13 protein-coding genes and 1 riboswitch are annotated in these 16,534 nt (G+C 71.3%); of the genes, 4 read left to right on the forward strand and 9 right to left on the reverse strand.

Annotation, left to right across the window (positions count from 1 at the left end; genetic code table 11):
- Window positions 1-28 precede the first annotated feature (28 nt).
- From ACFWXC_RS10785 to ACFWXC_RS10795, 3 genes are all read right to left on the reverse strand, one after another.
- Complete coding sequence (locus tag ACFWXC_RS10785) at window positions 29-1,222, reverse strand: alkaline phosphatase family protein (RefSeq protein WP_384476347.1); 1,194 nt, start codon at window positions 1,220-1,222, stop codon at window positions 29-31.
- Complete coding sequence (locus ACFWXC_RS10790) at window positions 1,222-1,818, reverse strand: DUF5998 family protein (protein WP_351709936.1); 597 nt, start codon at window positions 1,816-1,818, stop codon at window positions 1,222-1,224. Before ACFWXC_RS10790 ends, ACFWXC_RS10785 begins: the two co-directional genes overlap by 1 nt.
- 82 nt (window positions 1,819-1,900) lie before the next feature.
- Window positions 1,901-4,774 carry a GNAT family N-acetyltransferase gene (locus ACFWXC_RS10795; protein ID WP_384476350.1) on the reverse strand — a complete coding sequence of 958 codons (2,874 nt, stop codon included), beginning with the start codon at window positions 4,772-4,774 and terminating at the stop codon, window positions 1,901-1,903.
- Between the two features lie 176 nt (window positions 4,775-4,950).
- Here ACFWXC_RS10795 and ACFWXC_RS10800 point away from each other — a divergent pair, with 176 nt between their 5' ends.
- Window positions 4,951-5,232: an HPr family phosphocarrier protein gene (locus ACFWXC_RS10800; protein ID WP_384476353.1), complete on the forward strand. Its 282-nt coding sequence runs from the start codon at window positions 4,951-4,953 to the stop codon at window positions 5,230-5,232.
- Window positions 5,233-5,526: 294 nt separating this feature from the next.
- Here ACFWXC_RS10800 and ACFWXC_RS10805 read toward each other — a convergent pair whose 3' ends face one another.
- From ACFWXC_RS10805 to ACFWXC_RS10820, 4 genes are all read right to left on the reverse strand, one after another.
- Window positions 5,527-6,222 (reverse strand): GntR family transcriptional regulator, encoded by a 696-nt coding sequence (locus tag ACFWXC_RS10805; RefSeq protein ID WP_351709601.1) that lies wholly within the window; start codon window positions 6,220-6,222, stop codon window positions 5,527-5,529.
- A gap of 286 nt (window positions 6,223-6,508) precedes the next feature.
- On the reverse strand, window positions 6,509-7,264 hold the full coding sequence (locus ACFWXC_RS10810) for a M23 family metallopeptidase (protein ID WP_384476356.1): 756 nt from the start codon (window positions 7,262-7,264) through the stop codon (window positions 6,509-6,511).
- Window positions 7,265-7,276: 12 nt separating this feature from the next.
- Window positions 7,277-7,440: riboswitch (cyclic di-AMP (ydaO/yuaA leader) on the reverse strand.
- Window positions 7,441-7,630: 190 nt separating this feature from the next.
- Window positions 7,631-9,019: a M16 family metallopeptidase gene (locus ACFWXC_RS10815; RefSeq protein ID WP_384476359.1), complete on the reverse strand. Its 1,389-nt coding sequence runs from the start codon at window positions 9,017-9,019 to the stop codon at window positions 7,631-7,633.
- On the reverse strand, window positions 9,016-10,419 hold the full coding sequence (locus ACFWXC_RS10820) for a M16 family metallopeptidase (protein WP_384476362.1): 1,404 nt from the start codon (window positions 10,417-10,419) through the stop codon (window positions 9,016-9,018). The genes ACFWXC_RS10815 and ACFWXC_RS10820 overlap by 4 nt, the downstream gene beginning before the upstream one ends.
- A 280-nt stretch (window positions 10,420-10,699) precedes the next feature.
- On the opposite strand from ACFWXC_RS10820, the gene ACFWXC_RS10825 reads away from it, so the two are divergent.
- On the forward strand, window positions 10,700-13,156 hold the full coding sequence (locus ACFWXC_RS10825) for a DNA topoisomerase (ATP-hydrolyzing) subunit A (RefSeq protein WP_384476680.1): 2,457 nt from the start codon (window positions 10,700-10,702) through the stop codon (window positions 13,154-13,156).
- Here ACFWXC_RS10825 and ACFWXC_RS10830 read toward each other — a convergent pair.
- A complete protein-coding gene (locus ACFWXC_RS10830) occupies window positions 13,153-14,223 on the reverse strand; it encodes a CobW family GTP-binding protein (protein ID WP_384476365.1) in 1,071 nt (356 codons plus the stop codon). The two genes, ACFWXC_RS10825 and ACFWXC_RS10830, sit on opposite strands and share 4 nt — an antisense overlap.
- A gap of 151 nt (window positions 14,224-14,374) precedes the next feature.
- On the opposite strand from ACFWXC_RS10830, the gene ACFWXC_RS10835 reads away from it, so the two are divergent.
- Both ACFWXC_RS10835 and ACFWXC_RS10840 read left to right on the forward strand, forming a co-directional pair.
- The gene (locus ACFWXC_RS10835; RefSeq protein WP_384476368.1) at window positions 14,375-14,611 is read left to right on the forward strand and encodes a hypothetical protein; all 237 of its coding nucleotides are present in this window, start codon (window positions 14,375-14,377) and stop codon (window positions 14,609-14,611) included.
- An 81-nt stretch (window positions 14,612-14,692) separates the two neighbouring features.
- Window positions 14,693-15,343, forward strand: a complete 651-nt coding sequence (locus ACFWXC_RS10840; RefSeq protein WP_384476371.1) for a DUF6082 family protein — start codon at window positions 14,693-14,695, stop codon at window positions 15,341-15,343.
- On the opposite strand, the gene ACFWXC_RS10845 is transcribed toward ACFWXC_RS10840, so the two are convergent.
- A complete protein-coding gene (locus ACFWXC_RS10845; RefSeq protein WP_384476374.1) occupies window positions 15,333-16,499 on the reverse strand; it encodes a citrate synthase/methylcitrate synthase in 1,167 nt (388 codons plus the stop codon). The genes ACFWXC_RS10840 and ACFWXC_RS10845 overlap by 11 nt on opposite strands.
- Window positions 16,500-16,534 lie beyond the last annotated feature (35 nt).

Below are 16,534 nucleotides of genomic sequence, written 5' to 3' on the forward strand. Positions count from 1 at the left end.
CTTTCGGGGGCAGTGGGATCAGGGGGTGCTAGGAGCGTACTTCGAGCAGCGGGACGAGCTGCTCGACGGGGGTCATCGAACCGTGGTTGCCGACCATCGCCGACTCCTTGGGCTCCCGCTCGGAGGCGATGATCAGGACGTCGTCGTGCGCGGCCGCGACCACATCACCGATCCGCTCGTACACCCGTTCGTCGAACCGGTCCGGCGGGCCGAACCAGCCGGCCGCGATCGCCTCGTCCCGGGAGGCCACCCAGAACTGCTCGCCGAGCACCTCGCGCCAGCAGGTCAGCACGTCGTCCTGGGCGCCCGGCACCGCGTAGACGTGCCGGGCTCGGCCCTCGCCGCCCAGCAGGGCGACGCCGGCCCGCAGCTCCCAGTCCTCGTCGAAGTCGATGCGGTGCTGCTCGTCGAACGGCACGTCGAGCATGCCGTGGTCGGCGGTGACGTACAGCGCGCTGCGCGCCGGGAGCTGCTCGGCGAGCCGCTGCACCAGCCGGTCGACGTGCATCAGCTGGCCGCGCCAGGTGTCGGAGTCGACGCCGTACCGGTGCCCGGCGCCGTCCAGTTCGGCGTAGTACGTGTACACCAGGGAACGGTCGGCGGCGGCCAGTTGCTCCGCCGCGAAGTCCATCCGCTCCTCGCCGGTGAGCCGCCCGTGAAACGTTCCGCCGCTGAGGGCGACCTTGGTGAGCGGGGTGCGCTCGAAGGTCGGGGAGGACACCTGGGCGGAGTGCACACCGGCGTCGGCGGCGAGCTGGAAGACGGTGGGGTACGGCTGCCAGGCGGCCGGGTCGGTCCACGGCTGCCAGCGCAGCTGGTTCATCAGCTCGCCGGTGGCCGGGTTGCGGACGGTGTAGCCGGGCAGTCCGTGCGCGCCGGGCGGCAGGCCGGTGCCGACGGAGGCGAGGGAGGTCGCGGTGGTCGCCGGGTAGCCGGCGGTGATCGGCCGTCCGGTGCCGCCGCGCGAGCTGGAGAGCAGCGAGGCCAGGAAGGGCGCCTCGTCCGGGTGGGCCCTGAGCTGTTCCCAGCCCAGCCCGTCGACCAGGAAGACGCAGTTGCGGTCGGCCGCGGTCAGTTCCGTGATCGACGCGGTCATTCCGGGTACGGCCATCCCGGCGGCCAGGGTGGGCAGCAGGTCGGCGAGGGAACCACTGCCGTACTCGGGCAGCGGCGCGGAGCCGAGGGCGAGCGGTTCCGGATGGTCCCAGGTGGCGTACGCCATCAGTGCGTGACGTCCGCGGTCGCCTCGGAGATGGCCTGGGCGAAGGCGAGCGCCTGGCGCACCGTCTCCGGGCCGTCCCCCGCCTCGCTGACGCGCAGGCTGAGGTCGTCGGCCGTGGAGTTGCCCGTGTAGCCGTGGTCGGCCTCGCAGTTGGGGTCGCCGCAGGCGGCGGGCTCCAGGTCGATACGGGAGACGGCGCCCCAGCCGATGGTCAGCACGATCTCGCGGGGCAGGGTGCCCGGCGTGTACTGCTCCGGGTTGGCGACCACCCGGCTGACCACGACCGACGAGATCCGGCTGAGCTTCACCGACTCGGTCGAGGTGGTGGCGTACGGCGTCGGGGAGGTGGTGTCGGCGGCCTGCTCGTCGGTGTGGCTGACGATGAAGCGGTTGCCGGTGAGGACGAGCACGGTCACGTGCCGCCGCACCTCGTTCTGGTCGAACGTCGTCTCCTGGTGGACCAGGTACGACCGGATCGGCTCACCGCCCACGGAAGCCTCCACCGCCTCGGCCACGAGGGCCGGGTAGTAGCCGCTGCGCTCGATCGCGACGCGCAGCCCCTGGGTCGTCGTACTGGTCTTGGCCATGGCGTCCATCCTAATCCGTGGGCAAGGGGGGTCCGGGCCAGTCGACGCACCCTCTTGGAAAGCCACCGCGGGGGGCAGGTGTTCGCGGCGGTCAGTAGGCGGGCAGGGTCCGCGGACCCAGGTCGTCGCGGGCGGGCGGGGGCGCCAGCCGGACGGTGGCACCGAGGACACTGACACCGTGCCGGGCGACCACGACCGGTTCCAGGGTGACCGCGACCACCTCGGGGTGGTCGTCGACCAGTCTGGAGACCCGCAGCAGCAGCTCCTCCAGGGCGGGCGTGTCGACGGGAGTCGAGCCGCGCCAGCCGAACAGCAGGGGCGCGGTCCGGATCGACCGCACCAGCGAGGTCGCGTCCCGGTCCGTCACCGGGACCAGCCGGTGGGCCGTGTCCCCGAGCAGCTGCGAGGCGGCCCCGGCCAGCCCGAAGGACAGCACGGCCCCGGCCGCCGGGTCGATCACGGCCCGTACGACGGTGTCCACGCCCCGGGGTGCCATCCGCTGGACCACCGGACGCAGTTCCCCGGCCGGCCCGAACAGCCCGGTCAACTCGGTGTACGCCCGGCGCAGTTGCTCCTCGTCCGCCAGGTCGAGCCGGACTCCGCCCAGGTCGGCGCGGTGGCGCAGGTGCGGGGCGGTGGCCTTGAGGGCGACCGGGTAGCCGAGGTCGCGGGCGGCCGCGGCGGCGGCCTCGGGGGTGGGGGCGGCCGGCGCGCGGTGCACGGCGACGCCGTACCTGCCGAGGAGCTCGCAGGTCTCCTCGGTCCCGAGGGTGAGCCCCTCCCCGCGCTCCAGCAGGGCGCCGATCAGCTCGGCGGCCCCCTTCTCGTCGATGTCGTCGTACTCGGGCACCTTGCCGGGGTCGGCGGCCTCCCGCCGCCACTGCGCGTACTTCACGGCTTCGGCGAGGGCCCGGACGGCACGCTCGGCGGCGGGGTAGGCGGGGATCAGCCGGGAGCAGGGGTGAGGGGTGGGGGGCTTGGCGGTCTCGGCGACGGCGGCGGGGGGTGTCCGGGCTCCTGTCTCCACCGCGGCGGGCAGTCGTTGCGCAGGCCGGAACAGCTGGGCGCCGGGTGCCATGACAGCCGTCTGCGGTGCGGTGCGGCCGGCGGCCGACAGCGCCTCCGCAAGCCCCCCGAGCTCCACATGCACCACCAGTACCGGCTTCCCGGGGACTCCCTCGGCCGCCGACCGCAGCGCCTGCGCCAGCTCCGCGTCCGCGACCGCTCCCTCCCCGATCGTCGGAATGGCCGTGACGACCACCGCGTCGCACGACTCGTCCGCCAGCGCCTGCGACAGCGCCCGATGGAAGTCCGCGGGGGTCGCCATGGTCGTCAGGTCCAGCGGCGGTGCCGGCCGGAGCCCCTCCGCCAGGCACCGGTCGTACGTCAGCAGCCCCAGCGACTCGGAGTTCCCGAGGATCGCCACCCGGGGCCCGGCCGGCAGCGGCTGCCGCGCGAGCAGCAGTCCCGCGTCGACCAGCTCCGTGATCGTGTCGACACGGATCACCCCGGCCTGCCGGAGCAGCGCGGACACCGTGGCGTGCGGCAGCCGCGTGGCCCGTACCGCGTGCCCCTGCGGCGCCGCACCGGCGCTCTGCACCACGACCAGCGGCTTCGCCGCCGCCGTACGCCGCGCGAGGCGGGTGAACTTGCGCGGGTTGCCGATGGACTCCAGGTACATGAGGACGACATCGGTCTCGGCGTCGTCGTACCAGTACTGGAGGACGTCGTTGCCGGAGACGTCCGCGCGGTTGCCGGACGACACGAAGGTCGACACGCCCGTGGTCCCGGTCACGCCGCCGCCGCGCCGGTGCAGCCGGGACAGCAGGGCGATCCCGATGGCGCCGGACTGGGCGAAGAGACCGATCCGGCCGGGGCGGGGCATCTCGGGCGCGAGGGAGGCGTTCAGCCGTACGTCGGCGGCGGTGTTGATGATCCCGAAGGCGTTCGGCCCGATGATCCGCATGCCGTACGTGCGCGCGTGCCGGACGAGTTCGCGCTGGCGTTCGCGGCCGTCCGGACCGCTCTCCGCATATCCGGCGGCCAGGACGACGAGCCCCTGGACACCGTGTTCGCCGCAGTCGGTGACGGCGTCCGGGACGTCCTCGGCCGGTACGGCGACCACGGCGAGGTCGACCGGCCCGTCGATGTCGCGCACGGAGCGGTGCGCGGGCACCCCGTCGACCTCCTTGAGGTCCTCGGGGAAGGCCTGGTTCACGGCGTGCAGGCGGCCGGTGAAGCCGGCGTCCCGGAGGTTGCCGAGGACGCTGCGGCCGACGCCGCCGGGCGCCCGGCCGACGCCGATCACGGCCACGGACCCGGGGGTCAGGAGCCGTCGTACCGAACGGGCCTCCGCCCGCTGCTCCCGCGCGCGCTGGACGGCGACCGAGCGGTCCGTGGGCTCCAGGTCGAACTCCAGGCGGACCACGCCGTCCTCGAAGCTGCGCTGCTGGGTGTAGCCGGCGTCCGTGAACACCTTGATCATCTTGCTGTTGGCGGGCAGCACCTCGGCCGCGAACCGGCGGATACCGCGCTCCCGCGCGACGGCCGCGATGTGCTCCAGGAGGGCGGAGGCGACACCCCGGCCCTGGTGGGCGTCCTGGACGAGGAAGGCGACCTCGGCCTCGTCGGCGGGTGCGGAGGCGGGCATGCCGTCGGCGCCAATGCGGTCATAGCGTACGGTTGCGATGAACTCGCCGCCGATGGTGGCCGCGAGTCCCACCCTGTCCACAAAGTCGTGGTGCGTGAAGCGGTGGACGTCCTTGGCGGAGAGCTTGGGGTACGGCGCGAAGAAGCGGTAGTACTTCGACTCGGCCGAGACCTGCTCGTAGAAGCTGACCAGGCGGTCGGCGTCGTCGACGGTGATGGGCCGGACGCGCGCGGTACCACCGTCGCGCAGCACCACGTCCGCCTCCCAGTGGGCGGGGTACTCGTGCCGGTCCTGCCGGTCCGCCGGGGTCTGCATGGGCCCCAGAGTACGGCTCGCGTCCGACAGTGGCGCGAGGCAGTCTGTGGAGGACGGAAGTCGGGCCGAGGCCGCGGTCCGACGACACACCCGGAAGGGCTCACGTCCGCTCCGGGCATGCTTCACCGTATGGGAAACTGGTCTAGACAACCCTGAACACCGAAGGGCAGCATCACATGGCTGAGCGCCGCGTCAACGTCGGCTGGGCCGAGGGTCTCCACGCCCGCCCCGCTTCCATCTTCGTCCGAGCCGCCACGGCCACAGGCGTCCCGGTGACGATCGCCAAGGCCGGGGGCAACCCCGTCAACGCGGCCTCCATGCTGGCTGTCCTTGGCCTGGGCGCCAAGGGCGGCGAGGAGATCGTCCTCGCCTCCGACGCCGAGGGCGCGGACGCCGCCCTCGACCGCCTGGCCAAGCTGGTCGCCGAGGGTCTCGAGGAGCTCCCCGAGACCGTCTGAGCGCCACAGCGCCCGCACGACCGAGGCCGCGCCGCCCCTCCGAGGGCGGCGCGGCCTCCGCCGTTCCCGCCGTCGTTCCTTCCGCCGTGACCTCTTTCGGGCCGGTCTTCTTGAAGGGCCACCCTTTATACCGGGCCGGACTTTGCGGCGGGCATAGTTAATTCCCCATCGGGCACGCCGATGACGCGCCATCGGAAATTCCGGGCGCGCGCGAAATATGGGCGACGAAGACCGACAGAGGGCGACGGAAATACCGCTCCACCGAATAACACCTCTTTGTATACGGCGCCTGTGTTAATGCCGCAGGCCCGACATGTTTACGGGATGTTGCGAAGTCCTCACACCGTTCGCCCGGTCCGTGCCACCGGAAAAGCGCAACCGGTGGGAGACCGCGGACCGCTCGGTGTGCAGCGCGGTGATCGCCCGCGCGCGTTCGCTGTCGCCGCGCGTCACCGCGTCCACGATGGCGCCGTGCTCGGCCCAGGACTCCACGGGGTTGGCGGGCGCGTCGACGGCGTACATCCAGGCGATCTTGTGCCGCAGCTGGGTGAGCGTCGAGGTCAGGGCGTGGCTGCCGGTGGCCTGGGCGAGCGTCTCGTGGAACCAGCCGCCCAGGGAGCGCAGGTCCTCGCTGCCGCCCCTGCGGGCCCGTTCCTGGCCCAGCCTGACGAGTCCGCGCAGCACCTTAAGGTGGGCCTCGGTACGGCGCTGGGCGGCCCGGGAGGCGCCGAGCGGCTCCAGGAGCAGGCGCATCTCCAGCAGGTCGGCGGCCTCCTGCTCGGTCGGTTCCGCGACGCACGCGCCCGCGTGCCGGCGCGTCACCACGAAGCCCTCGGCCTCCAGGGTGCGCAGGGCCTCGCGGACGGGGACGCGCGAGACGCCGTAGCGACGGGCCAGGAGTTCCTCGGTGAGCCGGCTGCCGCGCTCGTAGACACCCGCGACGATGTCGTCCCGGATCGCCGTGCATACCGAGTGCGCCGGAATACGCATGTCCGACCTCCGCCTTAATCCCCGTGAAACGCCGCCGAGTGACGTCCGTTCCGTGACTCTATTGCAATGAGCGGGAATTTCCGACGGCGGCCCTGAATCCATGCATATTTTTTGGACACCGGGGTCACGAAAACGACGAAAGCCCCGGCTCGGGGAGCCGGGGCTTCGGGGCTGTCTGCCCTGTGGCGTCACATGTTCATCGCCGTGGTCGCGTGGGTGGAGATATGCGCTGCGCGCGCGGGGCGTGCGCGCGGTACCGCGCGCCGGGCGTGCGCGCCGTGGTCGGTCAGACGTTCACGCCGTGCTTGCGGAGGTAGGCGACCGGGTCGACGTCCGAGCCGTACTCCGGGGTCGTACGGGCCTCGAAGTGGAGGTGGGGGCCGGTCACGTTGCCGGTCGCGCCGGAGAGGCCGATCTGCTGGCCCGGGGTGACCTTCTGGCCCACCGAGACACCGATCGACGACAGGTGGCCGTACTGGGTGTACATGCCGTCGGCCATCTTGATGACGATCTGGTTGCCGTAGGACCCGCCCCAGCCGGTGGAGACGACCGTGCCGGTGCCGACCGCGTGCACCACCGTGCCGGTGGCGGCGTGGAAGTCGATGCCGGTGTGGGCGCCGGAGGACCACAGGGAGCCGCCGGTCTTGTAGCCGGTGGAGACGTACGAGTCGGAGATCGGGACGACGAAGGCGTTGAGGCGCTTGCGCTCGGCCTCCCGCGCGACGCGTGCCGCGGCCTCGTGCTCCTTCTTGGCCTTCGCCGCGGCCTTCTTGCGCGCGGCCTCCTCGGCCGCCTTGCGCTCGGCGGCGGCCGTCTGCGCGGTGGCCTGGGCGTCGATCTGGTCGGCGACCGAGTCGCTGACGGTGATGACCGGGGTGAGGCCGGTCTGCTCGACGGAGTTCTCGGCGGCGAGCGCCGGGGCGGCCGAGACGGTGCCGATGACACCCGTGGTGGTGAGGGCCGCGATGCCGGCGGCCTGCGCGCTGGTGCGCTTCACCCGGCCGGGACGACGGTGCTTCCCGGAGGCGCACATGAACGCCATGTAGAGGCTGTTCCTTTCCTTCCCTCTCGCCTACCGGGTTAGCTGACGGGTTCGGAGCAGGAAGGTCTCCTACGGGCCCCCTCGCGGCTCGCGCGGGCGCCCGATTCACCCCAGGGACTGCGTGGGTCCCCGGCTCCCCTGGCTCGCGCCGTACGGGGACTCGGCGATGACTGTCCGGTGCCGCGGGTGCGGCGCAATGCCTGGCGGACAGCCCGGAAGAACCTACGAGGACGTTCTCCTAATCCTCAAACGGAACGCGGATTTTGTCGCGCATCCCACAGGGCAGACAGGCAACCTCCGCCCCAATTCGGACATTTCAGAGCCCTGGTGACCGGAGGGTCACCAGGGCTCTGCGCGCGCGTGCCGCTACTCCGCGGCGACGACCGTCACTTCGCCGATGGCGAGGGCCTCGACGGGCTCCTTGATCTGCGCCGCGTCGCCGACGAGGACGGTGACCAGGTGGTCGACCGGGAAGGCGTTCACGACCGCCGCGGTGGCCTCCACGGTGCCTGTGGCGGCCAGTTGCCGGTAGAGCGTGGCCTGGAAGTCGTCGGGCAGATGCTGCTCGACCTGGTCGGCCAGGGTGCCGGCGACGGCGGCCGCCGTCTCGTACTTGAGCGGCGCCACGCCGACGAGGTTCTGCACGGCGACGTCGCGCTCGGCGTCCGTGAGGCCCCCGGAGGCGAGGGTGCGCAGCACCGTCCACAGGTCCTGGAGCGCCGGGCCGGTGTTCGGGGTGTCCACGGAGCCGCTGATGGCGAGCATCGCGGCGCCGCTGCCGTCGGGGGCGGACCGCAGGACCTGCCCGAAGGCGCGGACGCCGTAGGTGTAGCCCTTCTCCTCGCGCAGGACGCGGTCCAGGCGCGAGGTGAGGGTGCCGCCCAGGCAGTAGGTGCCGAGCACCTGGGCGGGCCAGACGCGGTCGTGCCGGTCGGCGCCGACGCGGCCGATGAGCAGCTGCGTCTGGACGGCTCCGGGGCGGTCCACGATGACGACGCGGCCGGTGTCGTCGGCGGAGACCGGGGGCACCGGCCGGGGCTGGGCGGTGGAACCGCGCCAGGCGCCCAGGGTCTCGCCGAGCAGCTCGTCCAGGTCGATGCCGGTCAGGTCGCCGACGACGACCGCGGTGGCGGTGGCGGGCCGCACATGCCGGTCGTAGAACGCGCGTACGGCGGCCGCGTCGATCTTCTCTACGGTGTCCTCGGTGCCCTGGCGCGGACGGGACATCCGCGCGGCCGACGGGAAGAGCTCCTTGTAGAGCTGCTTGGCGGCCCGGCGGCTGGGGTTGGCCAGCTCGTGCGGGATCTCGTCGAGGCGGTTGCGGACCAGCCGCTCGACCTCGCTGTCGGCGAAGGCGGGTGCCCTGAGCGCGTCGGAGAGCAGCCCGAGCCCCTTGCCCAGGCGGGAGGCCGGGACTTCCAGGCTGAGCCGGACGCCGGGATGGTCGGCGTGTGCGTCGAGGGTGGCGCCGGCCCGCTCCAGCTCGGCGGCGTACTCCTCGGCGGAGTGCTTGTCGGTGCCCTCGGAGAAGGCGCGCGCCATGATCGTGGCTACGCCGTCCAGGCCGGCCGGCTCGGCGTCCAGGGGCGCGTCGAGGAGCACCTCGACGGCGACGACCTGCTGGCCGGGGCGGTGGCAGCGCAGCACGGTCAGGCCGTTGTCCAGGGTGCCGCGCTCGGGCGCCGGGAAGGCCCAGGGCCGGGCCTCGCCCGCGTGGGGCTGAGGGTGGAATTCCATGGTGGCGAGCTCGGTCACTTGGCCGTCTCCTCGTCGTCGTGCTCGGCGGTGGCGGCCTCGACCGTGGCCTCGGCCTCGGGGTCCTCGGGTACGTCGGCGTCCGCGACCGTCTCCGGGGACTTGGGCTCGTAGACGAGTACCGCGCGGTTGTCCGGCCGCAGCCGGGCCTTGGCGACCTCCTGGACCTCTTGCGGGGTCACCGAGAGGACGCGCTGGACGGCGGTCAGGGCGAGCTGCGGGTCACCGAACAGGACGGCGAACCGGCACAGTTCGTCCGCGCGGCCCGCCACGGTGCCCAGCCGGTCCAGCCACTCGCGCTCCAACTGGGCCTGGGCGCGCTCCATCTCCTCGGGCGTGGGGCCCTCCTCGGCGAACCGGGCGAGCTCCTCGTCGATGGCGGTCTCGATGACCGGCACCTCGACGTCACCGGAGGTCTTCACGTCCAGCCAGCCCAGGGAGGGCGCACCGGCGAGTCGCAGCAGGCCGAAGCCGGCGGCGACGGCCGTACGGTCGCGCCGTACGAGGCGGTTGTAGAGGCGGGAGGACTCGCCGCCGCCGAGGACGGTGAGGGCCAGGTCGGCCGCGTCGGACACGCGCGTGCCGTCCTCCGGGAGCCGGTAGGCGGCCATCAACGCGCGCGCGGGCACCTCCTCCACGACGACCTCGCGCAGCTGCCCGCCCATGATGTCGGGCAGCGAACCGTCGCGCGGGGCGGGCTTGCCGTCGTGCGCCTGGATGGAGCCGAAGTACTTCTCGATCCACGCGAGGGTCTGCTGGGGGTCGATGTCGCCGACCACCGAGAGCACCGCGTTGTTGGGCGCGTAGTAGGTACGGAAGAACGCGCGCGCGTCCTCCAGGGTGGCCGCGTCCAGGTCGGCCATCGAGCCGATCGGCGTGTGGTGGTAGGGGTGGCCCTCCGGGTAGGCGAGCGCGGTCAGCTTCTCGAAGGCGGTGCCGTAGGGGACGTTGTCGTAGCGCTGGCGGCGCTCGTTCTTGACGACGTCCCGCTGGTTCTCCATGGACTCGTCGTCCAGGGCGGCGAGCAGGGAGCCCATGCGGTCGGCCTCCAGCCAGAGGGCGAGCTCCAGCTGGTGGGCGGGCATGGTCTCGAAGTAGTTGGTGCGTTCGAAGCTGGTGGTGCCGTTGAGCGAGCCGCCGGCGCCCTGGACGAGCTCGAAGTGGCCGTTGCCCTTCACCTGGGCGGAGCCCTGGAACATCAAGTGCTCGAAAAGGTGAGCCAGGCCGGTACGTCCCTTGACTTCGTGCCGGGAGCCGACGTCGTACCAGAGGCAGACCGCCGCGACCGGGGTCAGGTGGTCCTCGGAGAGCACCACGCGCAGACCGTTGGCCAAGCGGTGCTCGGTCGCTGTCAGGCCTCCGGAGCCTGTCTCGGCCGTGGTCGTGTGACCCATGGGCATGTACGTCCCTTCACTCGCGTCACTCACTCGCGGAAGCGGTCTCGAACCGCGGTTTTCCTGCCGGTCCTGCCACTGTATGCAAGCGTGCCGGGACCCGGCGAAGTTCCCGCACCGCGTACGCCCACAGCGGATCGCGTAGCCTGCGTCCGACCCGCTCCCGAACGCCTCCGAGGCACCGGGGCGGGCCGCGGAGACCGGGGCCTGGCCCGGGTTGTCAGTACCGCGGTCCACAATGGTCAGCGTCAGATCCCGTTCACGCATGAGCAAGGAGCCGGCAGCGATGGCCCGCCGCAGCACGAAGACCCCGCCGCCCGACGACTCGTACGAGGAGAGGATCCTCGACATCGACGTCGTGGACGAGATGCGCGGCTCCTACCTCGAGTACGCGTACTCGGTCATCTACTCGCGCGCTCTGCCGGACGCCCGCGACGGCCTGAAGCCGGTGCACCGCCGCATCGTCTACCAGATGAACGAGATGGGTGTGCGCCCCGACCGCGCCTATGTGAAGTGCGCGCGCGTGGTCGGCGAGGTCATGGGCAAGCTGCACCCGCACGGCGACGCGTCGATCTACGACGCGCTGGTGCGCATGGCCCAGCCGTTCTCGATGCGCGTCCCGCTGGTCGACGGCCACGGCAACTTCGGCTCGCTGGGCAACGACGACCCGCCGGCCGCCATGCGGTACACCGAGTGCCGGATGGCCGAGGCGACCAGCCTGATGACCGAGTCGATCGACGAGGACACGGTCGACTTCGCGCCGAACTACGACGGCCAGGAGCAGGAGCCGGTGGCGCTGCCCGCCGCCTTCCCGAACCTGTTGGTCAACGGCTCGTCGGGCATCGCGGTCGGCATGGCGACGAACATGCCGCCGCACAACCTCAGCGAGGTCATCTCGGCCGCCCGCCATCTGATCCGGTACCCGAACGCGGACCTGGACACGCTGATGAAGCACGTCCCGGGCCCCGATCTGCCGACCGGCGGCCGGATCGTCGGCCTGGAGGGCGTCCGGGACGCCTACGAGACGGGCCGCGGCACCTTCAAGATCCGGGCCACGGTGGCGGTGGAGACGGTCACGGCCCGCCGCAAGGGCCTGGTCATCACCGAACTGCCCTTCACGGTCGGCCCCGAGAAGGTCATCGCCAAGATCAAGGACCTGGTCAACGCCAAGAAGCTGCAGGGCATCGCCGACGTCAAGGACCTCACCGACCGCGAGCACGGGCTGCGTCTGGTCGTCGAGATCAAGAACGGCTTCGTGCCGGAGGCGGTCCTGGAGCAGCTCTACAAGCTGACGCCGATGGAGGAGTCCTTCGGCATCAACAACGTCGCCCTGGTGGACGGCCAGCCGCTCACCCTGGGCCTGAAGGAACTGCTCGAGGTCTACCTCGACCACCGCTTCAACGTGGTCCGCCGCCGCAGCGAGTTCCGCCGCACCAAGCGCCGGGACCGCCTCCACCTGGTCGAGGGTCTCCTCACGGCCCTGGTCGACATCGACGAGGTCATCCGGCTGATCCGCTCCAGCGACAACAGCGCGCAGGCCAAGGAACGCCTGATGGAGCGCTTCTCGCTGTCGGAGATCCAGACCCAGTACATCCTGGACACGCCGCTCCGCCGGCTGACCAGGTACGACCGCATCGAGCTGGACGCGGAGAAGGACAAGCTCACCGCGGAGATCGCCGAGCTGACCCGGATCCTGGATTCGGACGCGGAGCTGCGCAAGCTGGTCTCGGCCGAACTGGCCGCGGTGGCAAAGAAGTTCGGCACCGAGCGGCGCACGGTCCTGCTGGAGGCCTCGGGTGCCCCGGCGGCCCTGGTGCCGCTCCAGGTGGCCGACGACCCGTGCCGGGTGCTGCTCTCCTCGACGGGACTGCTGGCGCGCACGACGAACGGCGAGCCGTTCCCTGAGGACGCCGACGGCAGGCGGGCCAAGCACGACGTGATCATCTCGGCGGTCCCGGCGACCGCCCGTGGCGAGGTCGGCGCGGTGATCTCGTCCGGCCGGCTGCTCCGCATCAACGTGGTCGACCTCCCGCAGCTCCCGGAGACGGCGACCGCCCCGACCCTCGCGGGCGGCGCGCCCCTGTCCGAGTTCCTCTCCCTGGAGGACGACGAGTCGGTGGTCTGCCTGACCACGCTGGACGAGTCCTCACCGGGTCTCGCCCTCGGCACCGAGCAGGGTGTGGTCAAGCGCGTGGTCCCCGACTACCCGTCCAACAAGGACGAGTTGGAGGTCATCACCCTCAAGGAGGGTGACCGGATCGTCGGCGCGATGGAGCTGCGCACCGGCGAGGAGGACCTCGTGTTCATCACGGACGACGCACAGTTGCTGCGCTACCAGGCCTCCCAGGTGCGCCCGCAGGGCCGTCCGGCGGGCGGCATGACGGGCATCAAGCTCACGGAGGGCGCGAAGGTCATCTCCTTCACGGCGGTGGACCCGGCGGCCGACGCGGTGGTCTTCACGGTGGCCGGTTCGCGCGGCACGCTCGACGACTCGGTGCAGACGACGGCCAAGCTGACCCCGTTCGACCAGTACCCGCGCAAGGGCCGCGCCACCGGCGGGGTGCGCTGCCAGCGGTTCCTGAAGGGCGAGGACTGCCTGGCCTTCGCCTGGGCGGGCCCGGTGCCGGCGAAGGCGGCCCAGAAGAACGGCACGCCGGCGGAGCTCCCGGAGGCCGACCCGCGCCGGGACGGCTCGGGTGTCTCGCTGCCGAAGACGGTGTCGGTGGTGGCAGGCCCGGTCTAGGCCTCGTAGCCCTGTTCAGGGTCTTCTTCCAGGCCCTGTACGTAGCGCAGGACGCCCCACATGCCGTGCTCGTCGGCGTGCGGGGCGTCGCTCGTACACGCGTCCAGTTCCTTGCGCAGGGCGGGTGCGTCGATGCCGGAGCCGATCAGCACGAGCTGCGTCAGCCGCTCCTCGTCCCGCCCCCAGGGCTCCGGGTAGAACCGCAGAAACCGCCCCACGGCATGCACGGCGTACCGGTTCCCGGTGTCGTACGGCCCGAAGTCGACGTACCCCTTGATCCGGTAGAGCCCCTCGGGCCGGCTGTCCAGGAAGGCCATGAGCCGACGGGGATCGAGCGGCCGGCCGGAGACGAAGGACAGGCTGTCGTACCGGGTGTGCAGGTGTCCCGCGTGCTCATCGCCTTGTCGATGCTCGTGCAGATCGTCGAAGGACAACTGCCCGACGCGCTCCTCGCCCGGCCGGCAGTCGAAGAGGAACTCGGGGTCGATACGGCCGTAGGTGGCCGGGACGACGGCGGCCCCGTGGTCGCTGAGCGACCGCACGAGCCCCAGGACACGCTCGCCGCCCCGCTCGGCCCGGTCGAGCTTGTTGACGACGACCAGGTCGGCGAGGGCGAGGTGTCGGTCGATCTCGGGGTGCTTCGCGCGCGTGTCGTCGAACTCGGCGGCGTCGACGACCTCGACGAGGCCGCCGTAGACGATGCCGGGGTGCTCGCTGGCGAGCAGCATCCGGACCAGTTCCTGGGGTTCGGCGAGACCGCTCGCCTCGATGACGATGACGTCGACACCGGTGGCGGGGTTCGCGAGCCGCTCCAGGTACAGGTCCAGTTCACTGGCGTCGACGGCGCAGCACAGGCACCCGTTGCCGAGCGAGACGGTCGAGTCACCGAGGGCACCGGCCACGGCCATCGCGTCGATCTCGATGGCCCCGAAGTCGTTGACGATCGCCCCGATCCGGCTGCCTCCGCTGCGGTGCAGCAGGTGATTGAGGAGCGTGGTCTTCCCGGAGCCCAGAAATCCGGCGAGCACGACGACCGGGATCTGCGGGGGGCTGGGACGGTGCTCCAACGGGGGCCTCTTTCGTGCGGGTGGGGGTGGCGGGCCCGTCCAGGATAAGAAACGGCCAGGTGCTGGGAAGCGAGTCCCGTCGACCCCGGTGTGCTGGCTAACCTGGCTCAGCCGCCGCCACTCCGGCTCGCAAACGATCGAGGGGGAGCCTTTGAAGATCGTGCGCCGTTTGGGCGCTTCCCCACGCGACCGGGGCAGCGCGACCGGTCAGTCCTGTCCCGACATCTTCGAATTGAGCGATGGAAACTTCGCGGTCATCGGAACCGAGGCGACAGCGGCGCTGGAGCCCGAACTGCCTCCGGACGCGGCATGTGCCGAGGACGAACGCATCGTCATCGTGCCCCGGATGGTACTGATTCAAGCCAAGAGCGATATTCCCGACTCTTGACAATACGCGACATCTTGGCCAGAGGGAGCACAGCCGCCACCATGAGTCCTCGAACAGGCGCCGGCTTGGCACTCGGGGGACATGATGCTCAACAGCCACCAGGGGGTGACGCGCCAAGGGCTCTCTTGGGGCGTTGTCACCCTCGTTTCGATCAGCGCGATCCTTGCGACGCCCTTCGCCCTCGATTCCCTGGCCCCCAGGCATCTGGCGTGGGAACGGCTCAGTGCCATCAGCCAGACGTACGGCGCAGTGTCCGTCCTCATTTCCGCCGCGGCGCTCGCCGGCGTCGCCTTGTCCCTCGCCTATGAGGCACGGCAGACGCGCACACAGAACGAAGAGAGCCACCGGTCGGCGCACCGGGAGCTGGTGATTCTCACGCTCAGCGACCCTTCCTTTCAAGTGTGCTGGGAGCCGCCCAACACACCCATGACGCAAGAGAAGTGGAAGCAACTGCTGGTCGCCAACCTGATCGTCAGCATGTGGAGCAGCGACTACAAACTGGGGCTCGTGGACGACCGGACAACACGTGCGACCCTCGACGACTATTTCCGCGGTGAGGTCGGCCGCAACTACTGGCACAACTCCGGACCGTCCTGGCATCGCTACTCCGCCGGGAGCCGGGACCGCCGGGAGCGGCGGTTCGTGACGTTGGCCGAGGAGGCCTACCGCGCCGCGCTCGCCGCAGGCGACCCCGTCCTCACCGTCGACTACTTCCTCCCCTCTACGCGGTGACCGCCTCCGCCCTCTTCGGCTCCGGCCCCACATACCGTGCCACCGGCCGGATGATCTTCGAGTCCGCCGCCTGTTCCAGGATGTTGGCGCTCCAGCCGACCGCGCGGGCCGCCGCGAACGTCGGGGTGAACATCTCCCGGGGCAGGCCGCACAGTTCCATGACGACGCCCGCGTAGAACTCGACGTTGGTGTGCAGTTCGCGGCCGGGCTTCAGTTCGGCGAGAATGCGCTCCACATGGCGTTCGACCTCGACGGCGAACTCGACCCGGGGGCCGCCGAAGTCCTGTGCGATCTCGCGCAGCATGCGCGAACGCGGGTCCTCCGTACGGTAGATCGCATGCCCGAAGCCCATCACGCGGTCGCCGGCCAGGACCCGTTCCCGGATCCACGGGTCGATCCGGTCAGGCGTGCCGATCGCGTCCAGAGTGTCCAGCGCCCGGCTGGGCGCGCCCCCGTGCAGCGGCCCGGACAGCGCACCGACCGCCCCCACGAGGCAGGCAGCGACGTCCGCACCGGTCGACGCGATGACGCGGGCGGTGAATGTTGATGCATTGAATCCGTGATCAATGGTTGAGATCAAGTATTGCTCGACCGCACGCGCCTGCCGTGGATCCGGTTCCGAACCCGTCAACATGTACAGGTAGTTGGCCGCGTACGACAGGTCCGCGCGCGGCTCCACCGGGTCGAGCCCCTGCCCGAGCCGGTACAGCGCGGTGAGCAGCGTCGGTACGGCCGCACAGGCGGCGACCGTGTCGGCGCGTCGCTGGTCCGCGTCCATGTCGTACACCGGCCGGAACCCCTGCGCGGCGCCGAGCAGCGAGAGCGCGGAGCGCATCCCGGCCAGCGGTCCGGACCCGCCGCTCGCCGCGGCCACCGCGGGCAGGGCCGCCCGGACCCCGTCGGGCAGGCGCCGCAGTGCGGCGGTCTCGGCGGCGAAGGCGGCGGCACGCTCCGCGTCGGGCAGTTCGCCGTGGACCAGGAGGTGCCAGACGTCCTCGAAGCCACGGGTGCGCGCGAGTTCGACGGCCGAGTACTGACGGTAGTGGTAGAAGCCCTCGATCCCCCGGACATCCCCCACCTCGGTGTCCGTGACAACGACACCGGCGAGCCCGCGCGGCACCTCGACAAGGGTCGAAGCGCTCCTGTTGACGGTCATGACGTGCCTCCGCTTTCCTCCCTGAACTTGATTCG

The organism is Streptomyces sp. NPDC058683 (genome assembly GCF_042716195.1).
Taxonomy (GTDB): domain Bacteria; phylum Actinomycetota; class Actinomycetes; order Streptomycetales; family Streptomycetaceae; genus Streptomyces.